Origin of the sequence: Pseudomonas sp. A214 (assembly GCF_900156295.1) — a bacterium.
GTDB classification, from domain to species: domain Bacteria; phylum Pseudomonadota; class Gammaproteobacteria; order Pseudomonadales; family Pseudomonadaceae; genus Aquipseudomonas; species Aquipseudomonas rhizophila.
The window spans coordinates 6,015,985-6,029,015 of the sequence record NZ_LT707062.1; the positions used below are offsets into that span (position 1 = coordinate 6,015,985).

13 protein-coding genes are annotated in these 13,031 nt (G+C 62.3%); 6 read left to right on the forward strand and 7 right to left on the reverse strand.

Annotation, left to right across the window (positions count from 1 at the left end; translation table 11 throughout):
• Positions 1–34: 34 nt before the first annotated feature.
• A complete protein-coding gene (gene hrpB / locus BW979_RS26995; protein ID WP_076386450.1) occupies positions 35–2,551 on the reverse strand; it encodes an ATP-dependent helicase HrpB in 2,517 nt (838 codons plus the stop codon).
• A 95-nt stretch (positions 2,552–2,646) separates the two neighbouring features.
• Here hrpB and BW979_RS27000 point away from each other — a divergent pair, with 95 nt between their 5' ends.
• Together BW979_RS27000 and BW979_RS27005 are read left to right on the forward strand one after the other, a co-directional pair.
• On the forward strand, positions 2,647–3,066 hold the full coding sequence (locus tag BW979_RS27000) for a hypothetical protein (protein WP_047229536.1): 420 nt from the start codon (positions 2,647–2,649) through the stop codon (positions 3,064–3,066).
• Positions 3,067–3,094: 28 nt separating this feature from the next.
• Positions 3,095–3,988 carry a cation diffusion facilitator family transporter gene (locus tag BW979_RS27005; protein WP_047229535.1) on the forward strand — a complete coding sequence of 298 codons (894 nt, stop codon included), beginning with the start codon at positions 3,095–3,097 and terminating at the stop codon, positions 3,986–3,988.
• A gap of 135 nt (positions 3,989–4,123) precedes the next feature.
• On the opposite strand, the gene BW979_RS27010 is transcribed toward BW979_RS27005, so the two are convergent.
• Positions 4,124–5,104 (reverse strand): DUF6515 family protein, encoded by a 981-nt coding sequence (locus BW979_RS27010; protein ID WP_047229534.1) that lies wholly within the window; start codon positions 5,102–5,104, stop codon positions 4,124–4,126.
• 415 nt (positions 5,105–5,519) lie between these two features.
• Here BW979_RS27010 and BW979_RS27015 point away from each other — a divergent pair, with 415 nt between their 5' ends.
• Entirely contained in the window at positions 5,520–5,999 is a 480-nt protein-coding gene (locus BW979_RS27015) for an Lrp/AsnC family transcriptional regulator (RefSeq protein WP_047229533.1), read from the forward strand.
• Between the two features lie 93 nt (positions 6,000–6,092).
• On the opposite strand, the gene BW979_RS27020 is transcribed toward BW979_RS27015, so the two are convergent.
• Positions 6,093–7,004 carry a LysR family transcriptional regulator gene (locus BW979_RS27020; RefSeq protein WP_076386452.1) on the reverse strand — a complete coding sequence of 304 codons (912 nt, stop codon included), beginning with the start codon at positions 7,002–7,004 and terminating at the stop codon, positions 6,093–6,095.
• A 109-nt stretch (positions 7,005–7,113) separates the two neighbouring features.
• The gene (locus BW979_RS27025; protein WP_047229531.1) at positions 7,114–7,704 is read right to left on the reverse strand and encodes an NAD(P)H-dependent oxidoreductase; all 591 of its coding nucleotides are present in this window, start codon (positions 7,702–7,704) and stop codon (positions 7,114–7,116) included.
• Positions 7,705–7,900: 196 nt separating this feature from the next.
• Here BW979_RS27025 and BW979_RS27030 point away from each other — a divergent pair, with 196 nt between their 5' ends.
• A complete protein-coding gene (locus tag BW979_RS27030) occupies positions 7,901–8,215 on the forward strand; it encodes a putative quinol monooxygenase (RefSeq protein WP_047229530.1) in 315 nt (104 codons plus the stop codon).
• On the opposite strand, the gene BW979_RS27035 is transcribed toward BW979_RS27030, so the two are convergent.
• Positions 8,205–8,969 carry a sulfite exporter TauE/SafE family protein gene (locus tag BW979_RS27035; protein WP_076386454.1) on the reverse strand — a complete coding sequence of 255 codons (765 nt, stop codon included), beginning with the start codon at positions 8,967–8,969 and terminating at the stop codon, positions 8,205–8,207. The genes BW979_RS27030 and BW979_RS27035 overlap by 11 nt on opposite strands.
• 217 nt (positions 8,970–9,186) lie before the next feature.
• Here BW979_RS27035 and BW979_RS27040 point away from each other — a divergent pair, with 217 nt between their 5' ends.
• Both BW979_RS27040 and BW979_RS27045 read left to right on the forward strand, forming a co-directional pair.
• A complete protein-coding gene (locus tag BW979_RS27040) occupies positions 9,187–10,071 on the forward strand; it encodes a LysR substrate-binding domain-containing protein (RefSeq protein ID WP_076386456.1) in 885 nt (294 codons plus the stop codon).
• 97 nt (positions 10,072–10,168) lie between these two features.
• On the forward strand, positions 10,169–10,513 hold the full coding sequence (locus BW979_RS27045; RefSeq protein WP_047229527.1) for a cupin domain-containing protein: 345 nt from the start codon (positions 10,169–10,171) through the stop codon (positions 10,511–10,513).
• A gap of 88 nt (positions 10,514–10,601) precedes the next feature.
• Here the strand turns inward: BW979_RS27045 and mmsB are convergent, their stop codons facing one another.
• Both mmsB and BW979_RS27055 read right to left on the reverse strand, forming a co-directional pair.
• Positions 10,602–11,489: a 3-hydroxyisobutyrate dehydrogenase gene (gene mmsB, locus BW979_RS27050; protein WP_047229526.1), complete on the reverse strand. Its 888-nt coding sequence runs from the start codon at positions 11,487–11,489 to the stop codon at positions 10,602–10,604.
• 10 nt (positions 11,490–11,499) lie between these two features.
• Positions 11,500–13,026, reverse strand: a complete 1,527-nt coding sequence (locus tag BW979_RS27055) for a CoA-acylating methylmalonate-semialdehyde dehydrogenase (protein ID WP_047229525.1) — start codon at positions 13,024–13,026, stop codon at positions 11,500–11,502.
• Positions 13,027–13,031 lie beyond the last annotated feature (5 nt).

Consider the following 13,031-nt stretch of genomic DNA (forward strand, 5'->3'; position numbering starts at 1 on the left):
CGCCCCCGTGCTGGCGGGCCAAACCGGCGGTTTATCACTTGCGGGGTTTGATCCGGGCCGTGGCTTCGGCCACCAGCGGATCGTCCGGCCAGTAATGCTTGGGATAACGTCCCTTGAGGTCTTTCTTTACTTCGGCATAGGTGCTGCGCCAGAAATTCGCCAGATCCTGGGTCACCTGCACCGGTCGCCGCGCCGGTGACAACAGGTGCAGTTTGACGACCTGTCGGCCGCCGGCAATGCGAGGGGTGTCGGCCAGGCCGAACAGTTCCTGCAAGCGTACCGCGAGAATTGGCGGGTGTTCGCTGTAGTCCAGGCGAATCGACGAGCCCGAGGGCACGCTCAGATGATGGGGTGCCCATTCATCCAGCCGCTGCGGCAAGGGCCAGGGCAGCAGGTTGTGGACGATACTCGACAGGTCCAGGTTGGCGAAATGGCTGAGGCGTGACACGCGTCCCAGGTACGGCATCAACCATTGCTCAAGCGTGTTCAGTAGCGCCCCGTCGCTGACATCTGGCCAATCACTCTCGCTCTTGGCCTCCAGATCGAGCCGGCGCAACAGTGCCACCCGCGCCTGCCATTGCCGCAGCTCCGGCGTCCAGGGCAGCAACTCCAGTCCCTTGCGCCGTACCAGGTTCACCAGCGCCTGGCTGCGCGCCGACTCATCCAGCCCGGTCAGTGGCTCACGGCTGAGCACCAGTTCGCCGACCTTGCGCTGGCGCTCGGCCCGCAGCACGCCCTCACGCTCGTCCCAATCCAGTTGATCCACCGTGCGCACCTGTTCGGCCAGCACCGAATCAAACAGCGCCGGATCGAAGTCCGTCGCCAGGTAGATCCGTTCTTCCCGCTGCCCCTGACGGCTGCCCAGGTCGGCGATCACCAGCCACGGCTGTTTCATCAGGCTGTCCGCTTCGGCAAACAACGCTGCACGGCCGTTGGCCAGGCGATACTCCGCCCCGCCGGGCCGCCGCTGTTGAGCGACGCGATCCGGGTAGGCCAACGCCAGTAAAGCGCCCAGCCAGCGCGGATGTTCGGGGTCGGCGACGGCGTCTTCGGCCTTGCCCCGCAGGTAACCGCGATATTGCCGGGCCAGTTGCCGCGCCCGCTGTACCCCGCCCTGGGCGCCACGGGCCGCCCGCTCTTCACCGGACAGCAACGCCAGGCGCGTGTGCAGGTCCGCCCCGGCGCCGCGCAGAATGTCTCGCTCACCCAACAGCGCCGCGACGTTGCACGCCATGTCCGCCAGCCCCAGCGACTGCCCCCGCAGCAGCAAATGCGCGATGCGCGGGTGAGCCGGCAGTTCGGCCATGGCTTGGCCATGACGGGTCAGTTGCTCGCCGTCCAGCGCGCCCAGGCGTTGCAGCAGCTCCTGCGCCTGGGCATAAGCGGCGGTGGGCGGGATGTCGAGCCAGACCAATTGCTGCGGCGTCACGCCCCAACGCCCCAATTGCAGAGCCAGCCCGGCCAGGTCCGCCGAAAGAATCTCTGCGCTGCCATAAGCGGCCAGTTGTTCGTGCTGGTCTTCGGACCACAACCGATAGCACACCCCCGGCTCCAGACGCCCGGCCCGCCCGGCCCGCTGAGTGGCGCTAGCCCGGGAAATCCGCTGGGTGTCGAGGCGAGTCATACCGCTGCCCGGATCGAAACGCGGCACCCGCGCCAATCCGGCATCGATCACCACCCGCACGCCATTGATGGTCAGGCTGGTTTCGGCGATGTTGGTGGCCAGCACCACTTTGCGCTGGCCGGGCGGCGCCGGGTCGATGGCCGCGCGTTGGGCGGCGAGGTCCAGCTCGCCATGCAACGGACAGAGCAGCACATTGCCGCCTTCACCCAAGGCATCGGCCAGTTGCTGATGAACCCGGCGGATCTCCGCTTGCCCAGGCAAGAACACCAGCACGCTGCCGGTTTCATCGTGCAGGGCTTCGAGCACGGTCTGCACCAGGCGCGGCTCGATGAACTCGCCGGGCTGGAACGGCCGGCCCCAGCGCACCGTCACCGGGAACATGCGCCCCTCACTGCGCAGGATCGGCGCGTCGTCCAACAACCCGGCCAGGCGCTCGCCTTCCAGCGTCGCGGACATCAGCAGGATTTTCAGCGGCTGGTCGTCGCGAAACAGCTCGCGGCCATTGAGACTCAAGGCCAGGGCCAGGTCGGCGTCGAGACTGCGTTCGTGGAATTCATCAAAAATCAGCAGCCCCACACCCTCCAGCGCCGGGTCGTCCTGCAAGCGGCGGGTGAGGATGCCTTCGGTGACCACTTCAATGCGGGTCTTGGGGCCCACCTTGCTGTCGAGACGAATTCGGTAGCCGACGGTTTCACCGACCTTTTCCCCCAGCTCGCTGGCCAGTCGCTCGGCCGCCGCCCGTGCCGCCAGGCGCCGGGGCTCAAGCATCAGAATCGTCTGCCCGGCCAGCCAGGACTCATTCAACAGGGCCAAGGGGACGCGGGTGGTTTTACCAGCGCCGGGCGGCGCTTCGAGCACGGCTTCGTGACGCGACGCCAAGGCTTGACGCAGGGCAGGTAAAACTTCATCAATCGGCAAAGAAATCATGCTGGCTCCAAAACAGAGGGCCGAGTATAACGGCGAACTGTTTAGCGTGGTCTGGACTCCAACCAGCAACGCCTTTACCTGCTCAGGAGATTGCTATGCGTATTCCCTTTCGCGTGATCGGCGGCGTTCTGGTCGCCTCCCTGCTGACCCAGATCAGCGCCTGCGGCTCGATCTTCTACCCCGACCGTCGCGGCCAGATCGACGGCAAGATCGACCCGGCGATTGCCGCGCTGGACGCCGTCGGCCTGCTGTTCTACATCATCCCCGGCCTGATCGCGTTCGCCGTGGACTTCGCCACCGGGGCGATTTATTTCGAGCCCGGCAGAAGCGTCCAGATCGAGCCAGAAAAACTCAAGCCGGCGATCAACGCCGACGGCAGCGTCAACAACCAAAAGCTGCAAGCGATTTTGGAGAGCGAACTGGGCCGCAGCTTCCCCCTGGACGACCCACGTTTGATCCAAAGCAAGGGCAACGCCCAGCAACTGGCCGCCCTCGGGCTTAAACCGGCCGCGTGATGGGCGCTATTGAAGGAACGACCGCGCCATGACCACCAGCACCGAACATGCCCGTCTGCTGCGTCTGGCCACCCGTGCTTCGGTGGCCGTGGCGCTTATTCTGGTCATTGCCAAGGCACTGGCCTGGTGGCTGAGCGGCTCGGTGAGCATGCTCGCCGGCCTGACCGACTCGGCGCTGGACGGCGTCACGTCGCTGCTCAACCTGCTGGCGGTGCATTACGCATTGCGCCCCGCCGACGAGGACCATCGTTACGGCCACGGCAAAGCCGAGTCCCTGGCCGGCATGGCCCAGGCATTGTTCATCGGCGGCAGTGCCGTGTTGATTGCGCTACAGGCGTTTGAGCGTCTGAAAAACCCGGTCCCGGTGGAAGCGGCCTGGCTCAGTGTCGGCGTGATCGTATTCTCCCTGGGGCTGACCCTGGCCTTGTTGGCGCTGCAACATCGGGTCGTCCGCGCCACCGGCTCCAACGCCGTGCGCGCTGACTCGCTGCACTATCGCTCGGATCTGTTGCTCAACGGCAGCATCTTGGTCGCCCTGGTGCTGGCCGGGTTGGGCTGGCATCAACTGGATGCCTGGTTCGGCCTGGGCATCGCCGTCTACATCCTGTGGAGCGCGATCCAGATCGCCCGGGAAAGCTTCGCGGTATTGATGGATGAGGAACTGCCGCCCGACGTCAGCCAGCGCATGCTGGAACTGGCCTGCGCGGTGCCCGGGGTACTGGGTGCCCACGATCTGCGCACGCGGATCTCAGGTAACCATTGGTTCGTGCAACTGCATCTGGAACTGCCGGGAGAACTGACCCTGTCAGTAGCCCACGGCATCAGCGACCAGGCCGCCGATGCCATACACCGCGCCTATCCGAAGGCGGAAGTGTTGGTGCATGCCGATCCGTCGGAAGTGGTGAAGCGCACCAGCGCCTGACGCCGAACACAGAACCCCGTGGCGAGGGAGCTTGCTCCCGCTGGCCTGCGCAGCAGGCCCAAGATTTTACGGTCGCTGCGCAACCGAGCGGGAGCAAGCTCCCTCGCCACAGGGGAGTGTTTTTCTTTCGAGTGATCAGTACGTCACCTGATACCCACGACTGCTCAAGCAACTCCCTTGGGCCTGACGATAGGTCTGTACCACTTGCGGCGCGGGCGGGTAGGTGTAGTTGCGCGGATCGAAACCGCTCTGCTGCACCGCCCAGCGATAGCATTCGTAGCCATCCTGATTGACCTGCTCGGGAGACTGGCCGTTGGCTGGATAAGCCACCACATCGTAGCTGTTGCCTTGGGGCTGGGGCTGCGGGTTGCTCACCGGCGCGTCAACGACGACGTAGTCCCGGGTGTTGGCTTCGTAGATGTAATAGGCACCGGCGGCGAGGAAAAACAGCGAGCCGCCGATCCAGACTTCCCGGGCATAATCGGGCAGATAACGGGTACGGATTCCGCGCGGCGGCTCAATCACGATATAGCGCGGCCCTTGGGGGCGATACCAGTAACCGCCCGAATAAAAATAGTCATGGCCACGGTAAGGCACGCGGTAGTGACGATCCGGAAAACGATCGATTACATACCCAGGACGATATTGCGGCCCCGGCCCCCAGCCGTTGCCATGACCGTCCGGCCGACCGGACCAGTGCTGATCAGGGCGAGAGTCATGGCTGGGGCGTGGCCCACCGCTCGGATAACCATCACTGCGGCGCGGAATATCGCGGTAGTAACCCGGCCTCGGCTCCTGGGTCTGGGTCACGCTGTCGGGGCGGCCCTGGATCGGCAGGCTGTTACCCGGTGGCTGCGGCGGACGACCATTGGGGTCTTGCGGCGGGCGGTTGTAGGGCTGGCCGCCTTGAGCGTGAGGCTGGACCTCAAACTGGCGGCTGTTGTCGCCGCGAATGATCTCGTTGCTCTGTGGCCGGGGTTGGCCTGAATAACCCTGGCCATTGCCACCTCGCCCGTCCGGGCCGCCACGATTTTGCTGATCGTCGGCCACTCCCTGCGCACTGACACTTGCCCACAACAGACCAACACCTGCCAAACGCCAGATGCGCGACTTCATGAAATTCCTCACAACGGTTCAGGGCCTGATGAATGAGACTGGAAAAGCCTAGGCCGGTTCTGCGACAGATTATCAGTCGCCGCCATTATTTCGCAGGCATAAAAAAGGGAGGCCCGTCGGCCTCCCCTTGAGAACTTCGTCCGTGCGCGACGCTTTTGACGTCGGCTCACCTCACGCCGTCTTCTGGACAGTGTGCAGCTCGGGGGTCTGCCAGACACCGGTGGGTGCTGCGACCGCGGCCGGCCGGATTAGGCGGGCCGCACTGGACTGTTTGTCCGAGCAGTGATCTTGGTGATAAGAATAGGCTCGGAGCACCGACGAATGATTGCGAAGATTGCGTAAATAAACATCACTTGCGCAATTTTTTACCTGCGATAGATAATATCCAGCAATTATCCAGACAAAGGCCCGACCAATGAGCAAACTCGACCGTTACGACCTGAGCATTCTGGCGGAATTGCAGCGCGACGCGCGCATCTCCAATCAGGAGCTGGCCGAACGCATCGGCCTGTCGCCGTCCCCCTGCTCGCGGCGGGTCAAGCAATTGGAAGACGACGGCTACATTACCCGTCAGGTCGCCCTGCTCGACCGCAAAATGCTCGGCCTGAGCCTGACGGCCTACGTGCTCATCGGCATGGACCGCCACACCCCTGAACGTTTCGAGAACTTCGAAGCCGCCATCCGCAATTTGCCCCAGGTGTTGGAATGCAGCCTGGTGACCGGCATGGATGCGGATTACCAGCTCAAGGTCGTGGTGCCGGACATGGACCATTATCAGAAACTGCTGCTGGGGCACCTGACCCGGATTGACGGGGTCACCAGTGTGCGGTCCAGCTTCGTGTTGAACCAGGTGCTCAACAGCACCGAACTGCCGCTGACTCATCTGCGCGGCTGACGACAAACGAGCGCCGCTTCACAGCCGCTCACCGACGTACGCGCGCATCGGCCAGCCCCCGAACCCAAACCACACTCGCCTTGAAGCCACGAATCAGCCTTTGAATTCCCGCGAGGCGTATTCGGCGAGCTTGCCCTGGATGAAGTCCAGAAAGCACTGGATCCTCAGGGCCAGTTGGGAGTTGCGGTAATACACCGCGTTGATCGGTTGGCGATATCCGCTGTTGGCATCGGCCAGCAGCACCTTGAGCTGGCCGGCACGGATGTCTTCACGGGTCATGAAGTCCGACAGGCACGCTATGCCCTGCCCTTGCAGCGCCAAGTGACGCACGGTTTCGCCACTGGACGCGCTGATGGCAGGCTGGATCGGCCAACGATCACCGTGCTCGTGACGCAGCGGCCACTGATTGAGGCCCTCATTCTGGGCAAACCCCAACAGTGCATGCCGGGCCAGTTCGGCGACAGTGGCAGGTGTACCGTGCTGCTTCAGATAGGCCGGGCTGGCCAGGATATGCAGCGGACTGCACCCCAGGGATCGGGCATGTAGCGTCGAGTCGCTGAGGGTGCCGATGCGGATCGCTATGTCGGTACTTTGCTCGAGCAAATCGATGATCAGGTCGTTGCTGTTGAGTTCGAGCTGGATATCCGGGTAGAGCCCGCGGAACTCTTCGATATGCGGCACGATAGCGTGCAACATGAAAGGCGAAGCCGCATTGATCCGCAACCGCCCCGCCGGGTTTTTCTGGCGAGACGACAGGCGCTCCTCCAGCTCATCCATCTGGTCGAGAATGCCCTTGGCCTGCTCGAAGAAATACTTGCCCTCTTCGGTCAGGTCCATGCGCCGCGTGGTGCGGTTGATCAGCGTGGTATCGAGCTTGGCTTCCAGGCGCGACAAGGTACGACTGACCGCAGACGGCGTCTGCCCGACCTGCTCGGCGGCGGCGGATATCGACCCGCACTCGATCACGCAGACGAAAATCTGCAATTCGTCGGATCTGGCTTTCACGTATCCCCCTGTCGACTGCGCTCTCTTGTGGCGAGGGAATCTATCCCCGCCGGGCCGCAAAGCGAACCCGAGCCCCAGGATAGTATCGGGATACGTGACAAAAGAAAGGTCACGCCTTCAGGCCGAACACCTCAATCAAGTGCTGCTCATAACGCGCCACATCGGCCTCGATATTCGGGCGTTTCATCACGTCCACAGACAGGAAGGTTGGCAATCCGCTCATGCCCAGGAACTGGTTGGCCTTGTGGAACGGAAAGTACACAGCGTCCACACCCTTGGCTTCAAAGAAGTCGGTCGGGTCATCGAAGGCTTGCTGCGGGGCGTTCCAGGTCAGCGACAACATGTATTGCTTGCCCTGCAACAAACCACCGCTGCCGTATTTCTGCGAAGCATCGGAGCGGGTGCGGCCGTCGCTGGCATAGAGGCTGCCATGGCCTTCGGTGAAGACCTCATCGACGTATTTCTTGACGGTCCACGGCGCGCCCATCCACCAGCCTGGCATCTGGTAAATGATCACGTCGGCCCAGAGGAATTTGGCAACTTCTTCCTTGATGTCGTAACCACCGTCGATGAACGTGGTTTTCACATCGAACCCGCCACGGTCCAACACGCTGACCGCCGCATCATGGAGGGTGGCGTTATAGCGACCGTCGGAGTGAGCGAATTGTTTACCACCGTTGAGCAGCAGGACTTTTTTCATGGAGAGCCTCATCGGATTCCAGGGGACACGGTTGAACGGTCACCCAATGGAAAGATTGAAAATGATGGCGGCAGAGTACCGATGAGCTTGCGGCGGAGTAAGCACTGCAACGGCAAAACTGATTTGACCTATACGCACGAATAGGTAGCCAATTCTTGCCGTAGCATTCGCATACTTTTATTCAGGAGCCTCTCCGATGAGCGAATTGCACGGTTTCATCCTGCACGCCAAGACCCGTCCGGAAAAAGCCGAAGCCTTCGAAACGCTGTTTCGTGCCTACGTGGAACCGAGCCGTGCCGAACCCGGTTGCATCGAATATCACATGCTGCGAGACCGGCAAGACCCGACCCTGTTTATCTTCTATGAGATCTGGCAATCCCAGGCTCATCTGGACGTGCATTCGAACCTGCCGCACATGAAGCAGTTTTTTGAGCAGCGCATGGAATACCTGGAGCGCGATTTCGAGATCCGCCGCGTCGACATGCTCAGCCCGTCCTCGGCTAGCCGCTGATCAGCAAATGGCCGCCGAGCACAGCGAGGCCAATGAAAAACACCCGCCTGAACAGCACGGCGCTGATGCGCTGACGCAGCCATTGCCCCAGCCACATCCCCAACAGCGCTGGCGCCAGGGCCAGCACCGAAGCACTTAATTCGCCACCGCCCAAGGCGCCGCGCCACAGCAGGCCGGCCGCCAGGGCCAGTGTCGAAACCGTGAATGACAACCCCAACGCCTGCACCAGTTCGTCCTTGCTCAAGCCCAACGCTTGCAGGTACGGCACCGCCGGGATGACGAACACACCTGTCGCACAAGTGATGAGGCCAGTGAGCAGACCGCAGAACGGTGCGAGCCACGGCTCAACACTGGAAGCGACCCGCAATGTCGGCAGCAACAACCCGCTCAGCGCGTACAGCAATAACGCGCCACCCAATGCTCGCACCGCCCAAGGTCCCCCCACCGTATCGAACCACAACGTGCCCAGAGCGGTGCCGATGCAAATCGCCAGCAACAGTGGCCACAAGCGCCTGATCAGGGTTTGCAGATGACCACCAAAGGTCAGTTGCCAGATATTGGTCAGCGTGGCCGGGATGACGAGCAACGCCGCAGCCTGTGTCGGAGCCATAGCCAGGCCGAGCAGGCCCATGGAAATGGTCGGCAGGCCGAGGCCGATCACACCCTTGATGGTGCCGGCCAGCAGGAAAGTGCCTATGACCAGCAAAGAAAGGGCAGGGCCGAGATTTTGATAGAAAGCCATGAGTGTGTTCATGGGGCTATCGTGGGCCCTGGCGGTCGGGTTTTAAATCTGCCATATACTGAGATAGCCTCTGGCCGAGCAAGAGGCTGAAGAATTTGCTGAGGCTGTAGACGCCATCGCGAGCAGGCTCGCTCCCACCTTGGATCCTGCATTGTTCTCGTGGGAGCGAGCCTGCTCGCGATGACAATGTTCCAGACACCCCAGAACCCGGCACAGGATCACATCCCCCATGCACTTCGACCTCACCGACCTGCGCCTCTACCTGCACATCCTCGACACCGGCAACATCACTGCCGGCGCTGCCCGCAGCCATCTCTCCCTGGCAGCGGCCAGTGCCCGGGTCCGGGCCATGGAGGCCTCCCTGGGGATTGAATTGCTCGAACGCGGGCGGCGCGGTGTAACACCCACATCGGCCGGCCAGGCACTGGCGCAACATGCCCGGGTGTTGCTGCAACATGCCGAACACCTGCAACAGGACCTCGGCGAATACGCCCGCGGCGTCAAAGGCCGGGTGCGGTTGTTGTGCAACACCAGCGCCATGACCGAATACCTGCCGGAATTGCTGGCCGACTTTCTCAAGGCCCATTCCAACCTCGACATCGATCTGCAGGAATTGCCCAGTTCACGGATCACCCATGCGCTGCGTCAGGGTGCGTCGGACCTGGGTATCATCTCCGACGCGGTGGACATCGCCGGCCTTGAAACCCGGCCCTTCCGCGATGATCCGCTGGTATTGATCCTGCCCTCGGAACATCCCCTGGCTGACGGTCGTCCGCTGAACTTCAATGAGACCCTCGGCCATGATTATGTAGGCCTGAACGCGTCCAGTGCGCTGGCGATCTACCTCGAAGAACAGGCGCTGCACAGCGGACGACGCATGCACATTCGCATTCGCGCCGACGGTTTTGATGGCGTGATTCGCATGGTCGCTCATGGTGCGGGCATTGCCATCGTGCCAAAGGCCGCGATCGCGCGGCGCCCGCCCGAACCTTCCTGGCAATGGGTCTCGCTGCAAGAGGCCTGGGCTCAACGCTCACTGCGGCTGTGCGCCCGCCGCTTCGACAACTTGCCCGCCTACGCCAAAGCCCTTGCCACGCACCTGACCGCTCGCTGATGCGCGCTTCTGGATAGGCCGGTGTCGAGCACAGGCATCTGCCCGATCATGTCGCGCGTTAGGGTGCCTGCTCTCTTCTGTCCCTTTCGGAGTTCACATGACCGCCCCCATCACCGTCCTGCGCGATACCCATCCGCTGCCCGTACTCGATGCCTGCAAATGGGAAAAACTCGAAGGCGATCCGCACACCGTCAACCTCAACGCCTACACCAGCGAAGACGGCAGCAAGATCATGGGCACCTGGATCTGTACACCGGGCAAGTGGCGCGTCGACTATGTGAAGTGGGAGTACTGCCATTTCCAGGAAGGCTACTGCATCATCACCCCCGATGGCATGGAGCCGATCCATCTGCGGGCCGGTGACATCTTCGTCATCGAGCCTGGCATGAAAGGCACGTGGGAAGTGGTCGAGACCGTGCGTAAATACTTCGTCTTCGCCTGAAACAAAAAACCGAGAGACCACCCGACATGGTCTCTCGGAAAACAGCTTTCCAAATTGCACAGGCTCTGTGGCGTCGGTGCCCCAGCTCTTATTGCGGCTTGCGATAGCTGTTAACAATCGCCGAAAAATCCTTGCCGCCCTCGCCCCGCTGACTCATCGCCTGGTACAACTGCTGCGCAACCGCGCCTAGCACCACCGGCTGATGAACCTGCCGCGCCGCTTCGGTAGCCAGGCCCAGGTCCTTGAGCATCAGCTCGGCACCAAAGCCCCCGGTGTAGCCACGGGACGCCGGTGCTGTTTCGATCACGCCAGGCCACGGGTTGTAGGTGTCTGAACTCCAGCAACGGCCTGTTGAGCTGTTGATGATCCCGGCCAGTACCTGCGTATCGATCCCCAGGGCATCGCCCAGGGCCATGGCTTCGCTGACGCCTACCATGGAAATCCCCAACAGCAGGTTGTTGCAGATCTTGGCGATCTGCCCGGTGCCGACGTCGCCGCAATGCACGATATTACGGCCCATCTGCGCCAGCACCGGTTGCAGGGTGGCGAACAATTCAGCGGTGGCACCCACCATGAAGGTCAACGTGCCGGCCGCTGCGCCACCGGTGCCGCCGGAGACTGGCGCGTCGGCCATTGCTACGCCTTGTTTGGCGGCTGCGGCGGCAACATCGCGAGCGGTCTGCGGGTCGATGGTGCTGCAATCCACCGCGGGCGTACCGGCGGCGATGCCGGCCAGTACACCGTCGTCACCCAGCCAGACACTGCGTACATGAGCAGCAGCCGGCAACATGGTGATCACCAGGGCCACGCCCTGGGCCGCATCGCGAGGTGAGGCGCTGATGGTGCCGCCCAATGTGGCCAGTTCAGCCAGCACCGTCTGGTTCAGGTCGAACAGGTTCAGCGAGTGGCCGGCCTTGAGCAGATTGCGCGCCATGGGGGCGCCCATGTTGCCCAGACCGATAAATGCGATCTTCATGTCCGGCTCCTTAACGCAGATTGATGGTGGTGTTCACACCGTCATTGACGCTGTCATCATCGAACCAGCGTGCGGTAACGGTCTTGGTCTGAGTGTAGAACTGCACCACTTGTTTGCCGTATGGACCCAGGTCGCCAAGCTTCGAACCACGGGAGCCGGTGAAGCTGAAAAACGGCACAGGTACCGGAATCGGGATGTTGATCCCCACCTGACCGACGTCGATTTCGCTCTGGAATTTACGCGCCGCCGCCCCGCTTTGCGTGAACAGGCCGGTGCCGTTGCCAAACGGGTTGGCATTGACCAGGGCGATTGCCTGATCAAGGGTGTCGACTTCCAGCACCACCAACACCGGGCCGAAGATTTCTTCGGTGTAAATACGCATCCTGGTAGTCACGCCGGAAAACAGGGTCGGGCCGACGAAGTTGCCTTGCTCGAAACCCGGCACGCTGATGTCACGGCCATCAAGTTCCAGCTTGGCCCCTTCCTGTACGCCACTCTCGATCAATTCAAGAATCCGCGCCTTGGCCCGCTTGGAAATGACCGGGCCGACATCCGTGCCCGGCTCACTGCCGGCGTTGACCTTGAGCTTCTGCGCCAGAGCCTTGAGCTCGGGCAGCCATTGTTTGGCCGCGCCCACCATGACCACCACCGAAGTGGCCATGCAACGCTGGCCCGCCGCCCCGAAACCGGCGCCGACCAAAGCATTGAGGGTCTGTTCGCGATTGGCATCAGGCAACACCACCGCATGGTTCTTGGCGCCCATCATCGACTGCACGCGCTTGCCATGCCGACCCGCCAGGTCATACACGTGGGTGCCGACCGCCGTTGAGCCGACAAAGGAAACCGCCTTGATGTCCTTGTGGGTGCAGAGGGCATCCACCACATCCTTGCCGCCATGCACCACGTTGAGCACGCCCGCCGGCACGCCAGCCTCGATGGCCAGCTCCACCAGCAGCATGGTCGACAGCGGGTCCTGCTCCGACGGTTTGAGCACGAAGGTGTTACCGCAGGCGATGGCCATCGGGAACATCCACAGCGGAATCATCGCCGGGAAATTGAACGGGGTAATGCCCGCGCACACACCAATCGGTTGGCGCAACGTGTAGGTATCGACGCCGCCGGCAACGTTCTCGGCAAACTCGCCCATTTGCAGGGTGCCGATGGAACAGGCGTGTTCGACCACTTCCAGGCCACGGAAAATATCGCCCTCGGCATCAGCGATAGTCTTGCCCTGCTCGGCGCTCAGTACGGCGGCGATGCGTTTGGAGTGCTCGCGAATCAGCGCCTGGAGCTTGAGCATGATGCGCATCCGCGCACCGATGGGGGTCAGCTTCCAGGTCTGGAAAGCACGCTGGGCGGCGGCAATGGCGGCATCGACTTCCGACGCCGTGGCGAACGGGACTTTCGCCAGTACCTGCTGGGTGGCCGGGTTGACGATGTCGTGCCATTCGCTGGACTGGGATTCAACCCACTCGCCGTCGATCAACAATTTTACGGTTTGCAGGGCAGTGTCGCTGGGCGTAAGGGAAACGTTCATGCTGG

Bases quoted from the DNA above. Each gene is read 5' to 3' on its own strand.
- hrpB (WP_076386450.1), bottom strand. From the start codon at position 2,551: ATGATTTCTTTGCCGATTGATGAAGTTTTACCTGCCCTGCGTCAAGCC.
- BW979_RS27000 (WP_047229536.1), top strand. From the start codon at position 2,647: ATGCGTATTCCCTTTCGCGTGATCGGCGGCGTTCTGGTCGCCTCCCTG.
- BW979_RS27005 (WP_047229535.1), top strand. From the start codon at position 3,095: ATGACCACCAGCACCGAACATGCCCGTCTGCTGCGTCTGGCCACCCGT.
- BW979_RS27010 (WP_047229534.1), bottom strand. From the start codon at position 5,104: ATGAAGTCGCGCATCTGGCGTTTGGCAGGTGTTGGTCTGTTGTGGGCA.
- BW979_RS27015 (WP_047229533.1), top strand. From the start codon at position 5,520: ATGAGCAAACTCGACCGTTACGACCTGAGCATTCTGGCGGAATTGCAG.
- BW979_RS27025 (WP_047229531.1), bottom strand. From the start codon at position 7,704: ATGAAAAAAGTCCTGCTGCTCAACGGTGGTAAACAATTCGCTCACTCC.
- BW979_RS27030 (WP_047229530.1), top strand. From the start codon at position 7,901: ATGAGCGAATTGCACGGTTTCATCCTGCACGCCAAGACCCGTCCGGAA.
- BW979_RS27035 (WP_076386454.1), bottom strand. From the start codon at position 8,969: ATGAACACACTCATGGCTTTCTATCAAAATCTCGGCCCTGCCCTTTCT.
- BW979_RS27040 (WP_076386456.1), top strand. From the start codon at position 9,187: ATGCACTTCGACCTCACCGACCTGCGCCTCTACCTGCACATCCTCGAC.
- BW979_RS27045 (WP_047229527.1), top strand. From the start codon at position 10,169: ATGACCGCCCCCATCACCGTCCTGCGCGATACCCATCCGCTGCCCGTA.
- mmsB (WP_047229526.1), bottom strand. From the start codon at position 11,489: ATGAAGATCGCATTTATCGGTCTGGGCAACATGGGCGCCCCCATGGCG.
- BW979_RS27055 (WP_047229525.1), bottom strand. From the start codon at position 13,026: ATGAACGTTTCCCTTACGCCCAGCGACACTGCCCTGCAAACCGTAAAA.